Consider the following 17,887-nt stretch of genomic DNA (forward strand, 5'->3'; position numbering starts at 1 on the left):
TTCTAATTAGTTTGACTAGGCACTAAGGTCAATGTTGATTGATCCTCAGCAGGCAAGTGAATTGAGAGTAAATCACCACGATGAAATTTTGGGATCATGTCGTCATAATTGTCACTTAAAAAGTGACCCGACTGACCCGCTGAATTAATGTAATTAAGATCAAACGTTGTGTTATCAAGATCAATCACAAAGCGAAATCCTGCACCAAACGTTTTTAAGTAACCATCTGTTTTATCAAAACGAGAACTGGCTGCATTAATCGTATTGGGTGAACCAGCGGCCGCATGTGTGCGTTCAAAAAACATATTAAGGATTTTAATTTCACTAAATGGATTATGACGATAATAAGCACTTTGTAAGTCTCCCCACTGCCAGTCGTCAACGTCTGCGCCAAAGAATTTATCCAGCTCATCAATTGCCATATTCAAGCTGCTTAGCAATAATTTATCACACGACGCTGATTGCGTATTATCAGTGTTACACCATACCTCTGGCTTAGAAAGCACTCGAGGCATATCATCAATCTCTAACTGGCCAGAAATTGCATACAAGCGACCACGCTTTCTTGCATCACCCCATTTGTCAGACAAGTTGCTTGCTATGATTTGCGCACGTAGATGCTTCATCCACACATGAAAGACCGAGGCACCCACACTATCCAGTGACATCTCACCCTGCCATTTCTGTAACGAACTCAACGCCGCTTGCTGTTGTGCGGTTTCGGCTTGCAATGCCGTTAAATAGGGTAGAAGTGCCGATACCGACGAGTCAACCGCATCGGTTTGCATGGCTTGCATATAAGCAGAGTCAATCTGTTCACCCGCATCAATCTTTTGTGTTAGTAAGGTATTAATACGATTGGCACGTGCCGGTGACGCCCAATCATTAGAAATAAATAGCGATTCATCCGTTACGACTTCATTGTTTGCCTGATATAAATATCCTGATGCAGGATTATAGATTTTAGGCATTTGTGCATAAGGCACTTCACCTTGCCAGCGATACTGACTTTGCCATGCGGGCAAAATGGCCATACCTTCACCAATGCCACGTTGCGGTAACCGTCCCGCGGCTAAATAACCAATATTACCGGCTTTATCGCTGTATAAAAAATTAAGGGCGGGTGCTACATGCTGGCTCATCGCTTGTTGAAAGCTGGTCCAGTCTGTTGCGTAATTCGCATCTAGTAATGCCTGATAAGTCGTGTCTTGTTCAGTCAATCCTACCCAGCTTAACGAAATAGGTTGCTCGAATACCGCTAAAATATCACTAACAATCGGTCCCGTTTTTGTTGTTCTTACATTATGGGTAACCGGTTCTAGCGCTGGTCGTAATGAGGCTGGATATTCAGCTCTCACTTTGATGACTTCTTGGCGAGTTTCAAACGGCAGCCATTGTTCATCCAATTTATACTGATTCGGATTCATTGGATTAACTTGCTCAAAGTATAAATCTTGCACGTCGGCCATCATATTCGTGCCACCCCATGCGATATGCTGGTTATGACCAAAAATTACTAATGGCAAACCAATTAAGCTCATCCCTGACGCATGTAATTTATCGCCCTGCACATTGACAGCGTACCAAAGTGAAGGGATTTGAATCCCTAAATGTGGGTCATTCGCTAAAATAGGCTGATTATTTTTAGTATGTTTACCCGCAACAACCCATGCATTACTGCCTACGTACTTTCCACCTACTTGGAACAGGTCTTTTAAGTCATTGTGAATATTCAATACTGACTCTAAAGCGTTCAGTGTATCTGAGTTATTACTGTCTGAGTTTTTTTCGACTTCACTGTATGCGTCGCTGGCACGGTAGTCCGGAAATAATTCTGCCACTTGCTGATCAGTTAAAGCTTGCTTAGAAAGGAAGTACTCCACCTCGGTGGTCACATTTTTCGCTAAGTTTAAGGCAAAGAACTTATTCCACACTAAAGAATCTATTGCAGTCCATGCTCTGGGTTGTATCTCTAAAAACTCAAATTCTGGAGGCAGTGTTTTGGTTTGTTTTAACCAAGCGTTAATACCGTCACTGTATGCTTGTAACGAAGCTTGCGCATGCGGAGCAAGACTATGCCATGATTTTTCCGCGACATATTTCAACCCTAACGTACGCATCCAGCGATCTTGGTCTAGCATTTTATAACCAAATAATTCGCTTAGTTCACCGTAAGCAAGGCGACGCTGAAATTCAAGCTGCCATAATCTATCTTGGGCATGTACATATCCCATTGCAAAAAACGCATCGTTATCTGTTTTCGCTTGAATGGAGGGAACACCATATTCATCACGCTGAATCTTAACGTTAGCGTTAATCCCAGTAACGGGAAAGGTGCCATGTTGTGTGGGTAAGCTGGACTTTAAATAGCTAAACAACCATAAGCTAGCGATTACACAGGGTATCAATATAAAAATAATAGCCCTTTTTAATAGACGATTACTTTTACCTTCCTTTACTTCAACCACTTTTTACAATCCTCCTGTAGGGCCAAAACTGGCGACATAACTTATGCTGTTTACACAGCAAGTGCTAATTGGATAATGCTTTTTACGGATATCGTTATACTTCTTATCCAATTAATGACAAATTTGTTACTGGTTTTCTGAAGATCGAATTCTCACAACACACAAAGCAGCTTATCAAAGGCATACGGTTACCATGTGGTATTTTCTATGCAAGTTGTGTCGATACACAATTTATTATTCTTTTTATTCTCGTAATTTCTGCACTTTTACTGCGAAGAGTAGGCGTGCTTTCTTGTTTGTTTTGTCGCTAGGGGTTGCAATGCATATTACGACTTATTTTGTATAAAAAATAAAAAAAGCGAATGACACGACAACATAACGTCAAGTAAGTGATGCCATATATTAATCATCATTAATCATGTTCGGCAAGTGTTAAATGCTTAAACTCATTAATAATTTTGTTTAGCCATCTAAACGCAAAAACGCCATACCAAGGTAATGTTACACTTGATATAGCGTACTGAAAAAATATCTACTCTATCTTGATAGCCAAGATAGAGTAGTTGAAACCACATTAGTTAGCACCATGCTGCTCAAGGTAGCCGCGTATTGAAGACGTAGCAGACTGATTAAGCGGCGAACGAATTTTTCCATTTTCAACCGTTACGGCTAAGTTCACATCAGCGCCATTATTCACTAGCAGCTCGACCATATCTTGATGACCAAAACGACTCGCATTAATTAAAGGCGTTTCGTCACCCACTACTATCGCATTCACATCAGCACCATGGTCTATCAAGGTTTTCGCGATTGCCGTCATATTATGCTGCGCCGCCACTATCAATGGATTGCCATCACCTTCAGATGTTGCATCAGGAAGCGCACCTAATTCCAGCAGCTTTGCTACATGCTCATGGTTACCCTGTTTCGTTGCCAGCATCAATGGCGTACCATCACCAATTAATGGCGTATTAATATCTAAGCCAGCATTCATTAAATATTCGATCACCTGAAAATTTCCTGCTTTAAGTGCCGATACCATTAACTCTGCATTCGCTTGATTCGGCTTACCCGCCAGTGCTTGATCAACCGCAAACTGTTTCGTCTTAGCTTCATTTTGTTGTTGCGCCATTGCATTTTTTATCACTTTTGGTTCAACTTTATCGTTATGATCATGCGCAATTGCGGTTGCAGATGTTAACGATGCAGTCATTGCCAATACCAATGCACTGAATACTGATTTTTTAGTTGTTACGTTTTTCATATGTTTCACCTTCATCTTGTTATTCATTTTATTATGTTTAGTTATCAGCCCCTTGCTTCAAACTACGGTGTAACTATAACCAACAATGACTACTCAACACTTGGCTTTATGATAAGTGGTAGATTTACTATTTAAGCGGTTATTCCAACACTCCTTTTTGTATAAACCGTGCTTATAAACTTATCATTTGCTTTAATTTAGTGGCCTGACGCCTTGATACTTCTATTTTCCGACCGTTTGATAGGCTTAATAAAAAGCTGCCGGTGTTCCATGGTTCTATCTCAGTGACATAGTCTAAATTAATTAGCTGCTGTCTGTTGGCTCGTAGAAAACGAGCGGCACTAAGACGTTCTTCCACTTTATTCAGGGAACGATAAACCATCGGCGAATGATTATCGAAATAAACACGGCTGTAATTGCCTACAGCTTCAATATATTGAATATCAGCCACTTTTACTAACCAGCACTGCTCACCATCTTTTATAAAAATACGGTTATCTGGTGCAAATGCTGGGGTGGTGTCAGTAACGTCTATTTTTTGAGTAAACTTTTGCATCGCTGCAGCTAGGCGTTCTTTATTCACGGGTTTTAGCAAATAATCTACCGTATTAAAATTAAATGCCGCTAAAGCATGCTGCTCAAACGCCGTGGTAAAAATTAATGCTGGCACATGCGTGAGTTGTTCTAATACATCAAATGCATTACCACCAATAATATCTATATCCATAAATACTAAGTCAGGTTGACCTTGCTCAATGGCCATCACAGCACTTTCAACGCTGTCGGCTTCATCTATCACCTCAACCTCAGTGTATTGCTTTAACATGGTCGACAGCTCTAGTCGCGCCAATTCTGAATCTTCAATAATAACCGCTTTAACCATTACTTGTTCTCCCTACTACACTGCTTGGGCTAAATTATTGTGGTAAAAATCTATCCGGCTAACTACTTCATCTCCTTGCTGATAGATCTTAAACTGACACCCTTCACCAAATTGGTATTGTAACCGTTGTTGAAGATTGGTTAGCCCAATACCACTACTGCTTTTGTCTATATTCAAGGTGCCTTTATTACGTGTGGCAATGTACCAGCCATTTTTAGCATAGCCTACATACACCGCTAACTTTCCGGCTTCATTAGTAGGGATGACCCCGTGTTTAATCGCATTTTCTACCAACAAGTGCAATGACAAACGCGGCACAGTTTGAGTTAATAATTCATCGTCAATTTGCTCATGGTATTCAAGTCGCTTACCAAATTGCAGCAACATTAAATCCATATAATCGCGTACAAATTGCAACTCATCTTTTAGTGTAATACTGGCATTGCCTTCATAATTAATTTGCGCACGCATAATATCGGCAAACTTACTTAATGAATCTCGTGCTCGTTCTCCATCCACTAAAATTAATGCTCTGATATTATTAATTGTATTAAACATAAAATGCGGATTTAGCTGATTCTCTAAGTTTTTTATTTGACTCTCGCGAAGTGCTAACGTCATGTCTTGCCTCTCACGGATCGCAGCCTGCAAATGGCGCTGCTTGGTGATCAACAAATATAAAATACTCCAAATAAGATATGACAAAAACATGAAAGGCGCATTAGACCATGCCGGTTGGAGATTGCCGACTGATGCCAGTCGCTCACTGAATAAGCTTAACCCAAGTAATGATTGATTAAGTAACAAATCGGCACCCAGTGCAATTGCCAAGCTCGCTAAAGGCACCACAATAATGTGCGGATAACGGTTCACTCGCAGTGCCGTATCTTTTTTATAAATGAGTCTTAAAAATAGTGAGCCGAATATTGCAAAGGTAGTTGCTAGTGATGCAAATACTATATTTTCTTCCGCTAACAGCGGTACATTACCGATTAACGCAAATTGAAATAAAAAAAATGGGATCCACCCCAGTAACTGTAACAACCAGAACTTGATATCGGCACAAAACAGCGTGCGACTAAATGACGGTAATTGGCTTAAAAAGTTATTCAATGTAAATACTTGCTTTGTAATTAATAATCGCTATTCTGGTTCATTCTAAGGTGAAGACCTAAGCAGGTAAAGCAATTAATGCTGTTAGCCCTCCGTGAAGTGTAATTAAGCAATAGGCAGTAAAATGATAGAAAACAAACTATTTATTATTCCTCATCCTAAGCCAAATCCAGCCCTGCGATTGTTTTGTTTTCCATATGCTGGCGGCAATGCGTCCACCTATCTTAACTGGTCACACCAATTACCGGATGAAATAGAGCTCATTGCAGTACAGCCCCCAGGCCGGGCAACAAGAATCATTGAACAAGCGCACAACACCATGGACCATTTAGTTAGCGAAATTTTATTACATGCTAACGAAATAACAGCCACTCCCTATGCGTTTTTTGGCCATAGTTTAGGTAGCCGAGTTGCCTACGAGCTAGCCTCTCGACTAGAGCAAATGAACTTACCCACACCACACTTTATCATTGCTTCAGGCAGTAAAGCACCGCACTTACCCTTTACCGAGACATATAGCTATAACCTGCCTGACCTGCAATTTAAAGAAAAGCTAAAAAGCTTAAATGGTACGCCTAAAGAAGTATTAGAAAATGATGAGTTGATGAATTTTGTTTTACCATTGCTGCGTGCAGACTTCGCCATCGCAGAGTGCTATCAGGCTACTCCGAAAAAGCTCTCTTGCCCCATTCACGTAATAAGCGGCACTGAAGATGTGAAAATAACCAAAGATCAACTCACCGCTTGGCAGACGTTAACCCACAATGAGGTAAATATAAACTATCTGAGTGGAGACCATTTCTTTGTTGAAAAAAATAAAACGGCTGTCATTAGCCACCTCAATCAAATATTAATGAATATGACTAATGAAATAGCATAGCAATATGACAGCAGGATGAAAAAGATCTCACGCGTGAGATCTTTTAATTACTCGTCATTATTTTTATTTAAATATTCAACCACACTAGTTAAAGCCTTATTTACCGCGTTTTTGTCTTGCCAATCTAACGCGTCCCACTCAACTCCAGTATCTAACTCCATCACATTGCTACTAAGCAGTGTTTTTAGGCTGTTAGCAGAACTCACTGGTTTAAAGCGGTATCCTGACACACTACTCGGCTTCGGTTTATCCGCTGCTTCGCCATTAAGTAACTTGGCAAGACGTCCGTTAATTTGCTTCTTATCAGCCACGTTAAGCAGTGTTTTATCTGTTTCGGCTTTAAACTCCGACTCAACAGCAAGTACCATTTTCTTCATCTTCACAAATGGTAATACATTCCCGTTTTCGTAAGCTTCAATAACCACTGGATAACGCGTTAGCACGTTATAGTTATCGTAAGCTCCCATAGAAATACCCAATGTACTTGCTGTTTCTTTTACGGTTAATCCTTTTCCGCCCATGCGCTTACGCGTTGTACTCCATAATTCAATTTCTAGAATGGCATCTTGAAATGCACGTAATTTACCGTATTGAGGTAAATCCTCTCGGCTTGCGTTCTCTTGAAACTGTTTGGTTTTTTGTAGCAGCGGCTTGTCGTCATACACTTTAAAGTGCGCGGCACCATCAGCACCGTGTGCATAGATCATGGCAAAGAAACGACGATGCCCCGTTAAGATTTGATAGTTGCCATCTGCAATCGGAAATAAAGTCGGCACTTGAATAATTTCAGAAACAGCAACGTTATCTGCTAGCTCAATAATCGACTCTATCGACTCATTCGCTTTTTTCCAATCTAATGAGCCATACTCGCAACAGTTCACGGCGCAACCCTTACCAATTAAGACCTTATTATTAGCATCATAAATTTCAATGAGTTGTTTCTTCGTCAATTGCCTTGTAGCGACTTGATAAGCATGGCGATCAGACATAATGATTGCAGGCAAAAAGCGAGGGTTGGTTTTATCCGGAAAAACGCGATTTAGGAAAATGGATTTATAATCATACGGCTGATCAATAAAAAGCGTATCAGAGCCTTCATTTCTTAGTGCTGATGCCATTTCTTGTTCAAGCGAAACCATATTTTAATAAACCCCAAGCCAGTTAGTAACAAATGAATCTTTAAAGGGGGCATATTGTACCACTTTAAGGGTTAACTAGGTTAGTTTAAAAAACGAATAAATATAATAGGTTAGCAATTACTTACCAGCAACTTCTTAGTGTTCCTTATCTCTCTCCAAGCATTTTTATCACATTTATAATGTGATAAAAACAACAGCACAAAATAGGTTGCGTTGACGTTAATCAGATGATAATTTGAACAGAATAATAATCTGTAACAAGATTTTGCAGGGAAGTTGTAGTAATGAGTAGTATTGATGTAGAAGCGCTAATTAGCGTTGCTTTTAAAAAAGGTTATGAGCTTGGCAAGCGTGATGGCAATGAAGGTCTACATATTTGCCCATCTATTGTATTGAAACAGTTCATCAAGTCTGAAGCGTTAATCACCGAAGTAAAAGGTAGTCTTGAAATTATGCCTTCTAGCCCACCCAATTAACCACGCTTGTCTGGCTGGTGATATCTCCTTACTAATAAAAGGAGCTCACCTAGGCTTGTCTTCGTGTTCGCATTTCGTGTTCAAATAAAGTAAAGCGGTAAGACTACAGCTTTACTTTATTCGCCATAACAATATCTGACTCTTTATCATTACTGTATTTTTGATAAAGAATGAATTTTTCATCTTGCGATACCGTTATTCCGCGCTCACTGTCTCCCACTATTTCAATGATTTCCTCGCTCGTTTGGCTGTTAAAGGCATGTTTAAATACTTTAAATCCCACTTCTGAACGCAGTTTGTAATAAATAGCATCTTTTCCCACCTTGAAGCTACCTGGGATCAAAATGTTGATATCTGCAATAATTTCTTCTTCCACTCCATTATTTAAATCTAAACGCCATAAGCCATGATTTCTAAACTTAGTGAAATATAAATAACGACCAAAGTGACCCTCCATGCCTTCATATCCGCCAGATTTGGTTACCTGAATAAGCTCGTTATTAGTTAGGCGATATATTTGCCAATCTTGATAATGATCTGATGCAAAATAAAACGACTTACCGTCGCCAGATACCGCTGTTAGCATCATTTTGTCGTAAGGTAACTCCACCTTATAGTGCGCACCATTGTGTGCATTAATATGGAAAAGGTAGTTATCGTCCACAAAAAAGAGCTTTGCATCATCAGGTGACCAGACCAATACTTTAGGGCTGATTTTTTTATCTAACTTGGTAGACGCAATGAGATTTCCTTGTAAATCTGCAATATAAACCTGCTTTGAGCCTGTCCGATTAGAAATAAACGCCACTAGATTCGTTCTATTAGCGAATGCAGGTGAGAAGTCATCTCTGGATGTATTCAAAATGTTAGGTGTTGGCACGATTGCAGCGTCCGCAATAGATATCGACTCTATATCTTTTCCCTGAAACGCTTCTGTTACAAACAGCATTTTCTCATCATCAGCAGTTAAAATTGGGTGATACACAGGAAAACCTGCACGATAAACAATATGCTTCTCTTGATTGATTAGATCATAATAAGCAAATTCATACTTATTTTCCGAGAAGATGGGGTTGCCTTTTGAGTCAATCGTAAACGATTTAACCAACTTATCTTCCGTTAATAACTGGTCAATGTGGTTATTTTGCACATCTAAACTAAGAAATTCAGTTTCTTTATGCCAATACTTATTTCTTAAAAAAAACAACGCGTTTAACCCAGCTGAAAAGCGCAAATGGTAGTCGCCAAAGCCATTTATTTGCGGGTTGGTTAGCTGAACTTTTTTACCTGTATTCAAGTTTAATTGATAAATAGCACGAGGCTCGGTGCGCGATGCACTTTCATTAAAATACACTAACTCTCTATTTTTATCCCACGCAAAGCTGATATCTTTACTATGAGGGCTACAGCTCAGTACTTTTTTCTCTTCAATTACCTGCATTGGTGTATTAAAGCTGCCAGCCGTATAAATGTTACACCCATCACTGTTGCTACGATGGAAGATGATGCTATCACCATTCGGCGACCAAGCTGGCCGCGTATATTCACCCACATCTTCAAACACGTGCAGAATCTGCACAGAGTCGGTGTAGGTAATATTTAAATTCCACTTGCCCGACTCTTTTTGAAAGTGCAAATAACTAAGAAAACGTCCATCCCTTGACATGGCAGGCTCTTTTTCTGCCCCAATTAAACTGGTTACAGGTTCTAAGCCAATATAATTAGACTTAATTGCCGTATGGTTAGTTGTAAAAAGATAATCTTTAAATGAAAAATAAGAGGTAAACATAGTAGGAATTAAGATCAATATACCCAACCAGTTTTTCAGTTGGAATAAGCGCGACTCTGCCCTCGCATTATTTGCAATACGAGCCGTATGTTGTCGTGTATCCATCTCGTCATTTAGGTGACTTGCCGATTCGGGCTTACCTACCTGCTCTTGTTGAGCTGCTGACGTTTCTGTAATGACGGCTTGTATAGCATCACGATTTATCAGTGCACTTGAAACACTAGCAGAAGTGTCTTGCACTATATCTATATCTGTAGGCTTTAATTGTGTAGGGTGCTCAACAAACGCTACGTTAAGCGACTCATTTAATCGATAGCCACGCTTTGAGATTGTCTCAATGTAATTTGAGAATTCAGTATCGTGTTTAAAAATCTTCCTAAGTTTTGCAATACATGACGTGATAGCGTGATCACTAACGATGACACCCTTCCACACTTCATTAACTAACGTATCTCTCGATAATACCTTTCCTTGGTGTTCCATTAGGTACACTAATAAGTCCATGACCTTAGGTTCAACATCAAATGCTTCATCACCAAGAGTCAGCTTTAACTCTTCGACCAATACAATCCACTTTCCGATTGTAGCATGCATATAAGATTAGCCTTCTTATGACTGTTATTTTTCTATTTTTCTGAGTCATTTCACGACACTAAATTTAAACAGAGGATTGCTTAAAAGGCCGTGAATACGGGGCGAATACTGCTTCGTGATAATTTCGCGATAATTCAATTACGGTATAAAAACAATTTAAAGTTAAAAACGAGAGCATTGCAAGAGTTTAAGTTTTTTTTTCAAGCCTATTCTTAAATCCAACAAACCAGCCAACACAAAAATGGTTCTACCTACTTGGCTTAAAACATAATTACAAATGAATAGGTAATGAAAAATGAATATCTCAAAACTAACTTTGAAGCTAATAACAACTTCTCTTACATGTGCTGCACTTTTTTCAACAAATGCATATTCATATAGCCACACATCAAACGCTAATGTTAATACATTACAAACAAATGAAAAAGTGTCTTTCACTACAACGCACTCAAATATGCATGCAAATATTAGTTTAGGCACTATTTTGTTCTGCGAAAGCCTAGAAAAATGTCTTGAAGAACTAAAACCAGAGTCTTCAAACGAGCCTAAGCGTAAGCCGTCTTCAAAAAAACCAAAAGCAAATGCTTAATTTTATTCAGGTTATCGCAGGGAGCCGTTGCTAATGCATTTTCCAACACAAACTCAAACACAGCCAGATTCAAGTCACTTTATTCAACAATGTGGCTTTATAGAAATGGAAAATATGCTCAACGTAAAGGTGTTCTATTGCCACTATAACACTCAATACTTTAATCCAGATTTATTTAGCGAATTTGGTGTAGACCGCCCAGAAAGCGTTCAAGGTGCCGTGGAAAAACGTCAAGCTGAATTCTTAATTGGTCGTTACTGTGCGCAACAAGTGTTGAAACATTTTAAAATTAACGCCTTAAGCATTCCCGTAGGCACACAACGCCAACCTATTTGGCCACAAGGTGTGGTAGCGTCTATTTCTCATACCGACTCCATCGGAATGTGCGCACTAGGCATAGACAACGACACCGACTTTTTAGGTGTAGATGTTGAGCGTTGGCTAGATTTGCACACCGCAGCTGAAATAAAGCAAAGCATTATCAATATTGATGAAGAGCATTTGTTGCAATCATATTCAATAAATGATCAGTATTTTAGTTTCGAACAGTTGCTTACCATTACTTTTTCAGCCAAAGAAACATTATTTAAAGCGCTACATAAATATGTTGGTCAGTTTTTCGGCTTTGAAGCTGCTGAGGTCGTTGAATTTTGTGCTAACTCAAAAACCATCTCATTCGTGTTAACCGAGCACTTATCTGACGAGCTACAGCAAGGCATGCGATTTGACTGCCATTTTCAGGTTGAATCAGATCACATCATTACTTTATTAAGCGGGCAGCTTGCGCAGCAACATTAATCAAGCCCGACTCACACAACCCCAACTATTTTATTTGCAGAAAAAATAACTTCAAGGAAGACCATGGAACCGACACTGATTAACCAAATGATTGCGACACTGAATACAAGTAATGAGTCACTGCTAAACGCCGATCAACATACCTATACTGCGCTGTTTATTAGTTGTGTTAATCCTGATGTAACCAATGCACGTTTTTTTCCAGCTACTATTATTGAAGATCATCACGCTGAGCAGTTTGCACAACATAAATTAAGTCGTCAGCAGCTTATTAATATTTACCAAGCAGAGCAGACCATTTTAATTGGCAAGTCTTGCATGATAAATCTGTTAGACAGTCAGTCCATTGAACGTAAAAAGGCACAAAAGAGTATTGATTCTATTTTAGAATTGTCAGAAAACATTAAGGTATCGGAGCTTATTCAAGCACCAACGGTATACCCAATCTCAGAGAGCCGCTATCAAATACTCACCGGTCATCGCCGATTTTTTGCCATGATTTATGCCTTCGGCGTTAATGTCGCGGCACAATTTAAAGTATATGAGCAACCACCACTACTTAAAAAAACCAAACAATTTCAAGAAAACTCCAGTCGTGAAGACTTGCCACAATACGGTAAGTTAGCCGCTTTTTTGTCGGCAAAAGATGAAATTGAAACACTCTCGTTAGCAAATAAACAAATTGGTTTAAAAGCAATCACCGTATCAGAAATGGCGAGTATGCTGGGCATTTCAATGGGAGCATATGATAACTACAACGTACTAACTCGCTACCCAAGTGTGCTTCAAGCATATGAAAATGGAATGGCTCACCCTTTCATTAAAATAAAGAAGCAAGTTTTAAGCATCGAACAAGAATATAAAACTGCACATAATAAAAAAGTCCTTAATGCTACAGATAAAAAAACAATAAACTTGATGATTAAAGATATACTTTCTGGTGTAAATATAACCACAAAAACACCACAAGCCGTTCATCATGGTAATTTTGGTTTTGATCACATCATTACTGGACAAACAGTAAAAAAGCTATTAACAATCAATGTGCTAAATGAAATAAAAAACATAAATTGGAAATCGATAAATTGGGATGATAACCATCAAGTAACGGAAGCTGTAAAGAAAGTAATTACACACTTACAAAAATAACTTCTATTTTTATAAGCGCTTTTTTATAAGAAACATTGCGTTAACCTTTATCATATGAAATAAGTGTTTTTACTGCTTGAAAAGGGCTTACCAAGAGCCTATAATCCTGCGCCTTTTGCACTTCTTACTTCAATAAAAAATAATTAAATCGGAGCAGTAATGAGATTAAGTTGTATTCTTTTATTGAGCTTTCTAGTATTAACAGGTTGTAATGTAACTCCTCATAAGGTGCCGTACACGCCGACAGAAAGCCCCAAAAACCTAAAGACATTTATCGTTATTAGTCAAAAAGGATTAGAAGCTGAGTTGCCGTCAGTCCATGTAGATTCCACCCCAGTTGCTATACAATTCGGCTTAGCAGGCTTAATCGTTGGCAGCGTGGTACAACATGCTATTGCATCAAGTGAAAATAATAAAAACATGAGTACAGCTGAAAAAAACTTAGAACACCTAAGCGCACATCTCAGTGGCTACGACTTCAATCAACTATATTTAAATGAGGCTCAAAAAACCATTCAATCACCTAACCTGAATCTAGAGGCCTTCCAAGTTGTTAAAAGGCTTGATGATATTTATTTACAAACAAAAACTGGTGAGGAGTTTCTGTGCATCGAAGTGAGCTTCAAAATGGGCTCAGGGTTTCGCCATGCAGTGATTCGGAGTAAAACTTCAATAACTAGAAGAGGAGAAAAGTGGAAAGATAATGTCACTTTGTACCAAAATACGTTCTCATACTTTACTAAAATGCTACCTGTAGCTGAAGCATCAGAAGCAGACATTGCGGATCAACTTGCAGAAATAAAAGCTGAATATTTTGCTTTACCAGAAAAGAAGCGTAAAACATTAATTGAGCGTAGCAACTACCTAAAGCGTACTGAAAAAGTTAAAAGATACCTTAAAACAAGGGATTACTTCGTGTCTAAAAACGCAAAAAAATGGCTTACAAACTCTCAACACGATCTAGCTCAAGAGCTTTCGCTAGGTATTGCTGAAAGTGTGAAGCTTATTAATAAAGACTTAAACGACCAAAACGATGCGTTATACTATGAAAAGTTAGCGCAAGTAACCCCTGGTTATCAGCGTAGCCACAAATCAACTATTATCAACCAAACAGATAATCGAATTATTTTACGTTCGGCGAATGGAAGTGTATCTGGGCAAGTATGCTCTTCACCTAAGACCAGCGTAGATGGGCAAGCTGTTAGGCTATGTAACTAAGAATAAAATGAGTAGGTTACGTGGTGATTCGATCAACAATGAAATCATCATGTAACTCTATATTTGTCTCTAAACACTAAAGCAGCCTTCAAATATAACCCCCTTTTCGCCAAATAAACAACTAGCGATACTTAATCCATTTTAATAACTTATCTTTTCGCAACCAGAATAAAAAGAAAACGATAAAAAAGTAAATTATAGGCTCAATAACATCGGCTTTTTGCGACCAATAAAAATGAATGCAAATTAACAGCACCGCTAAATACACAAAATTATGCAGTTGTTGCCATTTTCTGCCCATGCGTTTACGGGCAATCATCGGAGAGGTTAACGTTAACGCAAACAATATTAAAAACGCCACCATACCAACAGTAATGTAGGGACGCTCGACAATTTCGCTGATGACTAATGAAAAGTCGAGCTGCAATTCAAACAAAATATAATTAGCGAGGTGTAAACAGGCATATAAAAAAGCATATAAGCCTATTAAACGTCGGGTTTGTAATAAATACCCCATACGTAACCGTCTTGCTAACGGCGCAAGCATTAAAGTCACAATTAAACAGTTTAATGCACCAACACCAGTAAAATGAATCACGGCGTCAACGGGATCTGCCCCGAGTTGATCCTGCCAAGCTTGAAAATATAAGTAGAAAATAGGTACTAAGGCCGATACATGCATCACCCCTTTTATTAACCATACTTTTGTTTTGGTTGAAAATCCTCGGGTTTTCATCCTGTCGACGTTATCGTCTTCTACAATATTATTTTCCATACGTACCTATTCACAAACCTAGTAATACTTTGTTAAATCCATATCTTTATATAAATGCGCCACTTGCTCGGCATAGCCATTAAACAGTTGCGTAGGAATTCGATTGCGTGCAAACAAGCCACCCGTGGTAATACGTCGTTCGCTTGCTTGGCTCCATCTTGGGTGTGCAACTTTTGGATTCACATTGGCATAAAAGCCATATTCTTGCGGTGCCAGAATATTCCATGTGGTGGGCGGTTGGCGTTCAGTTAGTTGAATACTGACAATCGACTTAATACTTTTAAAACCATATTTCCAAGGTACCACCAGCCTAATTGGCGCACCGTTTTGTGGGGGTAATGTTTTGCCATACAACCCCACCGCCATTAATGATAACGGATGAAGCGCTTCATCTAACCGTAACCCTTCCACGTAGGGATAATCAATTCCTCCACCTAAAAAGCGGCTTTTTTGTCCTGGCATTTGCTCAGGATCGTACAAGGTTTGAAATGCTACATACTTTGCTTTTGAGGTTGGCTTTACATGTTTAATCAATGCCGCGAGCGAAAAGCCAACCCAAGGGATCACCATAGACCATGCTTCAACGCATCGTAATCGATAAATACGCTCTTCAAGGGGAAATTTTTTAATTAAGTCGTCATAATCTAGCGTAATTGGTTTTTCAACTTCCCCACCAATTTTTAATTGCCACGGATTCACTTTAAAGTCTTGTGCATATTCAGCAGGCTGATCTTTCTTCGCACCAAATTCGTAAAAATTATTATACGTGGTTACTTTTTTTTCTGGTGTTAGCACAAGTTGTTCACCAGCCTGTGTTTTATCAAAAGCTTTTGGCTGCGAAAAAGTAAGTGGGGAGCGCTTAAAACCTGACTTTTTGTCATCATCGTTAGAAAAAAAGCCCAATACATCTGCATGTGCTGAAGAAGAAAGCGCATGTTGTGACAATAATGCGCCAGCACCTAAATAACCTAAGCGCTTTAATAAAGTACGGCGCTGTAAATAAACACTTTCATCGGTTACTTGCGACTCAGGCAATTGTTCAATGGCTGAATCTCGTATATAAAACGCCTGAGCTTTTTCTTGATTTTTAGCCATATCCCCTCGTCTAACCTCACCTTATTGATCTGATTACAAAATCTAACCGTTAGTGCGTGTTGACCTAACTGTTTAATTATAGACAGGGGATTGGGTAAGTTCCTTTCATATTGCATTGACAAGATCTCAGATGCCTTATAATTTCCCATCAAACGATGGGCAGCAAGCTTAGTTAAAAAAGGCGTTTTATCGTAAAGGCGATAGAATATGAATTTTCATTACAAAATTTATTCTTGAAAGCGGTTTAAGGTATAGCCTAACTATAGTCGTGATAACATATAAAGTCTTTTTATCTGCAACATGCGGGTGCGTTATTACAAATAATTAGATGGATTTATGACAAAAGAATATAACTACATAAAAAAACCACTTATTGCATTACTTATCATCATGCCATGTTTTTTGCTTTGCCTAAAATTAGCTTATGATATTGCCTTTACTGATGCAGAATTGCCTGCAAAAGCTTACACTTCCTTTTTGGGCTTAATCCTACTTCCTTTATTAGGCATTAAAATCTATGAGGCACATAAAAAGTCTTCAATAAACACCCTAGTGATCTCAGATAAAAGCATTGCCTTTGGTCCTGAAGGTGAGCAAACTGAAGTGCTGTGGACTGCCATCGAGACGGCGACCATAATTAAAAAGCTATCACACTATGCTTTTGATATAAAAAGCTTCGCTAAACATCATTATCATCTCGCTCCTCACTTTCATTCAGATCATTATTCCATCGATGATAAGGCTTTTTATAAAGAACTAGTAAAACAATCTAAAACTCATGGCTTTAAAATAGACAAAGTTTAATAAAAGGAATCAATATGAAATGCCCACAATGTAATAAGAAACTGCCTTTCGTAATTTTGACATGTTAAAAATACCAAATACATGTTCAAGTTGTCACGCAGCCTCTATAAGACCAATTTCAAAAAGTTTGTGTTTCTGGCGGTCATACTATTTATCATTAATATAATATGAGCACATGATTAAAAAGCTAGATTAGATTATGAACCTAAAGTACAAGTATACAAAAACACCTCTTTATACACTATTCGTATTTATACCTCTATTTTTGCTTAGCCTAAAATTAGCCTATGACATCGTCTTTACTGACATCGAGATTCCCGCAAAGGGTTATGCTGCATTTGTAGGCTTATTGGTATTTCCCGTACTTTGTTATAAAAGTTATATAGCACATAAGAAGTCTATAACAAACTCTCTAATTCTCTCAGATAAAAGCATTGCCTATGGTCCTGAAGGTGAGCAAACTGAAGTGCTGTGGACTGCCATCGAGACGGCGACCATACTTAAAAAGCTATCACACTATGCATTCGATATAAAAAGCTTCGCTAAACATCATTATCATCTCGCTCCTCACTTTCATTCAGATCATTATTCCATCGATGATAAAGCTTTTTATGAAGAACTAGTAAAACAATCTAAAATTCATGGCTTTAAAATAGACAAAGTTTAATAAAAGGAATCAATATGAAATGCCCACAATGCAATAAGAAACTGCCTTTCATAATTTTTGACATGTTAAAAACACCAAATACATGTTCAAATTGTCACGCAGCCTATCAATATAAGACCAACTTCAAAAAGTTTGCGTTTCTAACGGTCATACTATTTATCATAAATATGTTTGTATTCTCTCCAT

16 protein-coding genes are annotated in these 17,887 nt (G+C 38.5%); 8 read left to right on the forward strand and 8 right to left on the reverse strand.

Features of this window, described 5'->3' with window-relative positions; all coding sequences use genetic code 11:
* Nucleotides 1–2: 2 nt before the first annotated feature.
* From HUU81_RS16480 to HUU81_RS16495, 4 genes are all read right to left on the reverse strand, one after another.
* Nucleotides 3–2,468 carry a penicillin acylase family protein gene (locus tag HUU81_RS16480; protein ID WP_199609988.1) on the reverse strand — a complete coding sequence of 822 codons (2,466 nt, stop codon included), beginning with the start codon at nucleotides 2,466–2,468 and terminating at the stop codon, nucleotides 3–5.
* A gap of 574 nt (nucleotides 2,469–3,042) precedes the next feature.
* A complete protein-coding gene (locus tag HUU81_RS16485) occupies nucleotides 3,043–3,732 on the reverse strand; it encodes an ankyrin repeat domain-containing protein (RefSeq protein WP_199609989.1) in 690 nt (229 codons plus the stop codon).
* Nucleotides 3,733–3,904: 172 nt separating this feature from the next.
* Nucleotides 3,905–4,615, reverse strand: coding sequence for a LytR/AlgR family response regulator transcription factor (locus tag HUU81_RS16490; RefSeq protein ID WP_199609990.1), 711 nt, complete (start codon nucleotides 4,613–4,615; stop codon nucleotides 3,905–3,907).
* Between the two features lie 15 nt (nucleotides 4,616–4,630).
* Nucleotides 4,631–5,728, reverse strand: a complete 1,098-nt coding sequence (locus HUU81_RS16495; protein WP_199609991.1) for a sensor histidine kinase — start codon at nucleotides 5,726–5,728, stop codon at nucleotides 4,631–4,633.
* A 124-nt stretch (nucleotides 5,729–5,852) separates the two neighbouring features.
* Here HUU81_RS16495 and HUU81_RS16500 point away from each other — a divergent pair, with 124 nt between their 5' ends.
* Complete coding sequence (locus HUU81_RS16500) at nucleotides 5,853–6,608, forward strand: thioesterase II family protein (protein WP_233520534.1); 756 nt, start codon at nucleotides 5,853–5,855, stop codon at nucleotides 6,606–6,608.
* 47 nt (nucleotides 6,609–6,655) lie between these two features.
* Here the strand turns inward: HUU81_RS16500 and HUU81_RS16505 are convergent, their stop codons facing one another.
* Complete coding sequence (locus HUU81_RS16505; RefSeq protein WP_199609992.1) at nucleotides 6,656–7,747, reverse strand: ParB/RepB/Spo0J family partition protein; 1,092 nt, start codon at nucleotides 7,745–7,747, stop codon at nucleotides 6,656–6,658.
* Between the two features lie 284 nt (nucleotides 7,748–8,031).
* Here HUU81_RS16505 and HUU81_RS16510 point away from each other — a divergent pair, with 284 nt between their 5' ends.
* Nucleotides 8,032–8,223, forward strand: coding sequence for a hypothetical protein (locus HUU81_RS16510; protein WP_199609993.1), 192 nt, complete (start codon nucleotides 8,032–8,034; stop codon nucleotides 8,221–8,223).
* A 103-nt stretch (nucleotides 8,224–8,326) separates the two neighbouring features.
* Here HUU81_RS16510 and HUU81_RS16515 read toward each other — a convergent pair whose 3' ends face one another.
* Nucleotides 8,327–10,606 (reverse strand): winged helix-turn-helix domain-containing protein, encoded by a 2,280-nt coding sequence (locus HUU81_RS16515; RefSeq protein WP_199609994.1) that lies wholly within the window; start codon nucleotides 10,604–10,606, stop codon nucleotides 8,327–8,329.
* Nucleotides 10,607–10,901: 295 nt separating this feature from the next.
* On the opposite strand from HUU81_RS16515, the gene HUU81_RS16520 reads away from it, so the two are divergent.
* The 4 genes from HUU81_RS16520 to HUU81_RS16535 all read left to right on the forward strand — a co-directional run bounded on the left by HUU81_RS16520 (nucleotide 10,902) and on the right by HUU81_RS16535 (nucleotide 14,360).
* The gene (locus HUU81_RS16520) at nucleotides 10,902–11,195 is read left to right on the forward strand and encodes a hypothetical protein (protein WP_199609995.1); all 294 of its coding nucleotides are present in this window, start codon (nucleotides 10,902–10,904) and stop codon (nucleotides 11,193–11,195) included.
* Nucleotides 11,196–11,228: 33 nt separating this feature from the next.
* Entirely contained in the window at nucleotides 11,229–11,993 is a 765-nt protein-coding gene (locus HUU81_RS16525) for a 4'-phosphopantetheinyl transferase family protein (protein ID WP_199609996.1), read from the forward strand.
* Nucleotides 11,994–12,056: 63 nt separating this feature from the next.
* Nucleotides 12,057–13,142: a ParB N-terminal domain-containing protein gene (locus tag HUU81_RS16530; protein WP_199609997.1), complete on the forward strand. Its 1,086-nt coding sequence runs from the start codon at nucleotides 12,057–12,059 to the stop codon at nucleotides 13,140–13,142.
* A 159-nt stretch (nucleotides 13,143–13,301) separates the two neighbouring features.
* Nucleotides 13,302–14,360 (forward strand): hypothetical protein, encoded by a 1,059-nt coding sequence (locus HUU81_RS16535; RefSeq protein ID WP_199609998.1) that lies wholly within the window; start codon nucleotides 13,302–13,304, stop codon nucleotides 14,358–14,360.
* A 121-nt stretch (nucleotides 14,361–14,481) separates the two neighbouring features.
* Here HUU81_RS16535 and msrQ read toward each other — a convergent pair whose 3' ends face one another.
* Both msrQ and msrP read right to left on the reverse strand, forming a co-directional pair.
* On the reverse strand, nucleotides 14,482–15,135 hold the full coding sequence (msrQ, locus tag HUU81_RS16540; protein ID WP_233520535.1) for a protein-methionine-sulfoxide reductase heme-binding subunit MsrQ: 654 nt from the start codon (nucleotides 15,133–15,135) through the stop codon (nucleotides 14,482–14,484).
* An 18-nt stretch (nucleotides 15,136–15,153) separates the two neighbouring features.
* Complete coding sequence (gene msrP, locus HUU81_RS16545) at nucleotides 15,154–16,230, reverse strand: protein-methionine-sulfoxide reductase catalytic subunit MsrP (protein WP_199609999.1); 1,077 nt, start codon at nucleotides 16,228–16,230, stop codon at nucleotides 15,154–15,156.
* Between the two features lie 336 nt (nucleotides 16,231–16,566).
* On the opposite strand from msrP, the gene HUU81_RS16550 reads away from it, so the two are divergent.
* Both HUU81_RS16550 and HUU81_RS16555 read left to right on the forward strand, forming a co-directional pair.
* Complete coding sequence (locus tag HUU81_RS16550) at nucleotides 16,567–17,034, forward strand: hypothetical protein (protein ID WP_199610000.1); 468 nt, start codon at nucleotides 16,567–16,569, stop codon at nucleotides 17,032–17,034.
* A 199-nt stretch (nucleotides 17,035–17,233) separates the two neighbouring features.
* Nucleotides 17,234–17,701 carry a hypothetical protein gene (locus tag HUU81_RS16555; RefSeq protein WP_199610001.1) on the forward strand — a complete coding sequence of 156 codons (468 nt, stop codon included), beginning with the start codon at nucleotides 17,234–17,236 and terminating at the stop codon, nucleotides 17,699–17,701.
* The last annotated feature ends 186 nt before the right edge of the window (nucleotides 17,702–17,887 follow it).

The sequence above is a fragment of the Flocculibacter collagenilyticus genome (genome assembly GCF_016469335.1).
Classification (GTDB): domain Bacteria; phylum Pseudomonadota; class Gammaproteobacteria; order Enterobacterales; family Alteromonadaceae; genus Flocculibacter; species Flocculibacter collagenilyticus.

What these genes read in the sequence shown, in the direction of transcription:
- HUU81_RS16485 (WP_199609989.1), bottom strand. Translation starts at nt 3,732, where the DNA reads ATGAAAAACGTAACAACTAAAAAATCAGTATTCAGTGCATTGGTATTG.
- HUU81_RS16490 (WP_199609990.1), bottom strand. Translation starts at nt 4,615, where the DNA reads ATGGTTAAAGCGGTTATTATTGAAGATTCAGAATTGGCGCGACTAGAG.
- HUU81_RS16500 (WP_233520534.1), top strand. Translation starts at nt 5,853, where the DNA reads ATGATAGAAAACAAACTATTTATTATTCCTCATCCTAAGCCAAATCCA.
- HUU81_RS16505 (WP_199609992.1), bottom strand. Translation starts at nt 7,747, where the DNA reads ATGGTTTCGCTTGAACAAGAAATGGCATCAGCACTAAGAAATGAAGGC.
- HUU81_RS16510 (WP_199609993.1), top strand. Translation starts at nt 8,032, where the DNA reads ATGAGTAGTATTGATGTAGAAGCGCTAATTAGCGTTGCTTTTAAAAAA.
- HUU81_RS16515 (WP_199609994.1), bottom strand. Translation starts at nt 10,606, where the DNA reads ATGCATGCTACAATCGGAAAGTGGATTGTATTGGTCGAAGAGTTAAAG.
- HUU81_RS16520 (WP_199609995.1), top strand. Translation starts at nt 10,902, where the DNA reads ATGAATATCTCAAAACTAACTTTGAAGCTAATAACAACTTCTCTTACA.
- HUU81_RS16525 (WP_199609996.1), top strand. Translation starts at nt 11,229, where the DNA reads ATGCATTTTCCAACACAAACTCAAACACAGCCAGATTCAAGTCACTTT.
- HUU81_RS16530 (WP_199609997.1), top strand. Translation starts at nt 12,057, where the DNA reads ATGGAACCGACACTGATTAACCAAATGATTGCGACACTGAATACAAGT.
- HUU81_RS16535 (WP_199609998.1), top strand. Translation starts at nt 13,302, where the DNA reads ATGAGATTAAGTTGTATTCTTTTATTGAGCTTTCTAGTATTAACAGGT.
- msrQ (WP_233520535.1), bottom strand. Translation starts at nt 15,135, where the DNA reads ATGGAAAATAATATTGTAGAAGACGATAACGTCGACAGGATGAAAACC.
- msrP (WP_199609999.1), bottom strand. Translation starts at nt 16,230, where the DNA reads ATGGCTAAAAATCAAGAAAAAGCTCAGGCGTTTTATATACGAGATTCA.
- HUU81_RS16550 (WP_199610000.1), top strand. Translation starts at nt 16,567, where the DNA reads ATGACAAAAGAATATAACTACATAAAAAAACCACTTATTGCATTACTT.
- HUU81_RS16555 (WP_199610001.1), top strand. Translation starts at nt 17,234, where the DNA reads ATGAACCTAAAGTACAAGTATACAAAAACACCTCTTTATACACTATTC.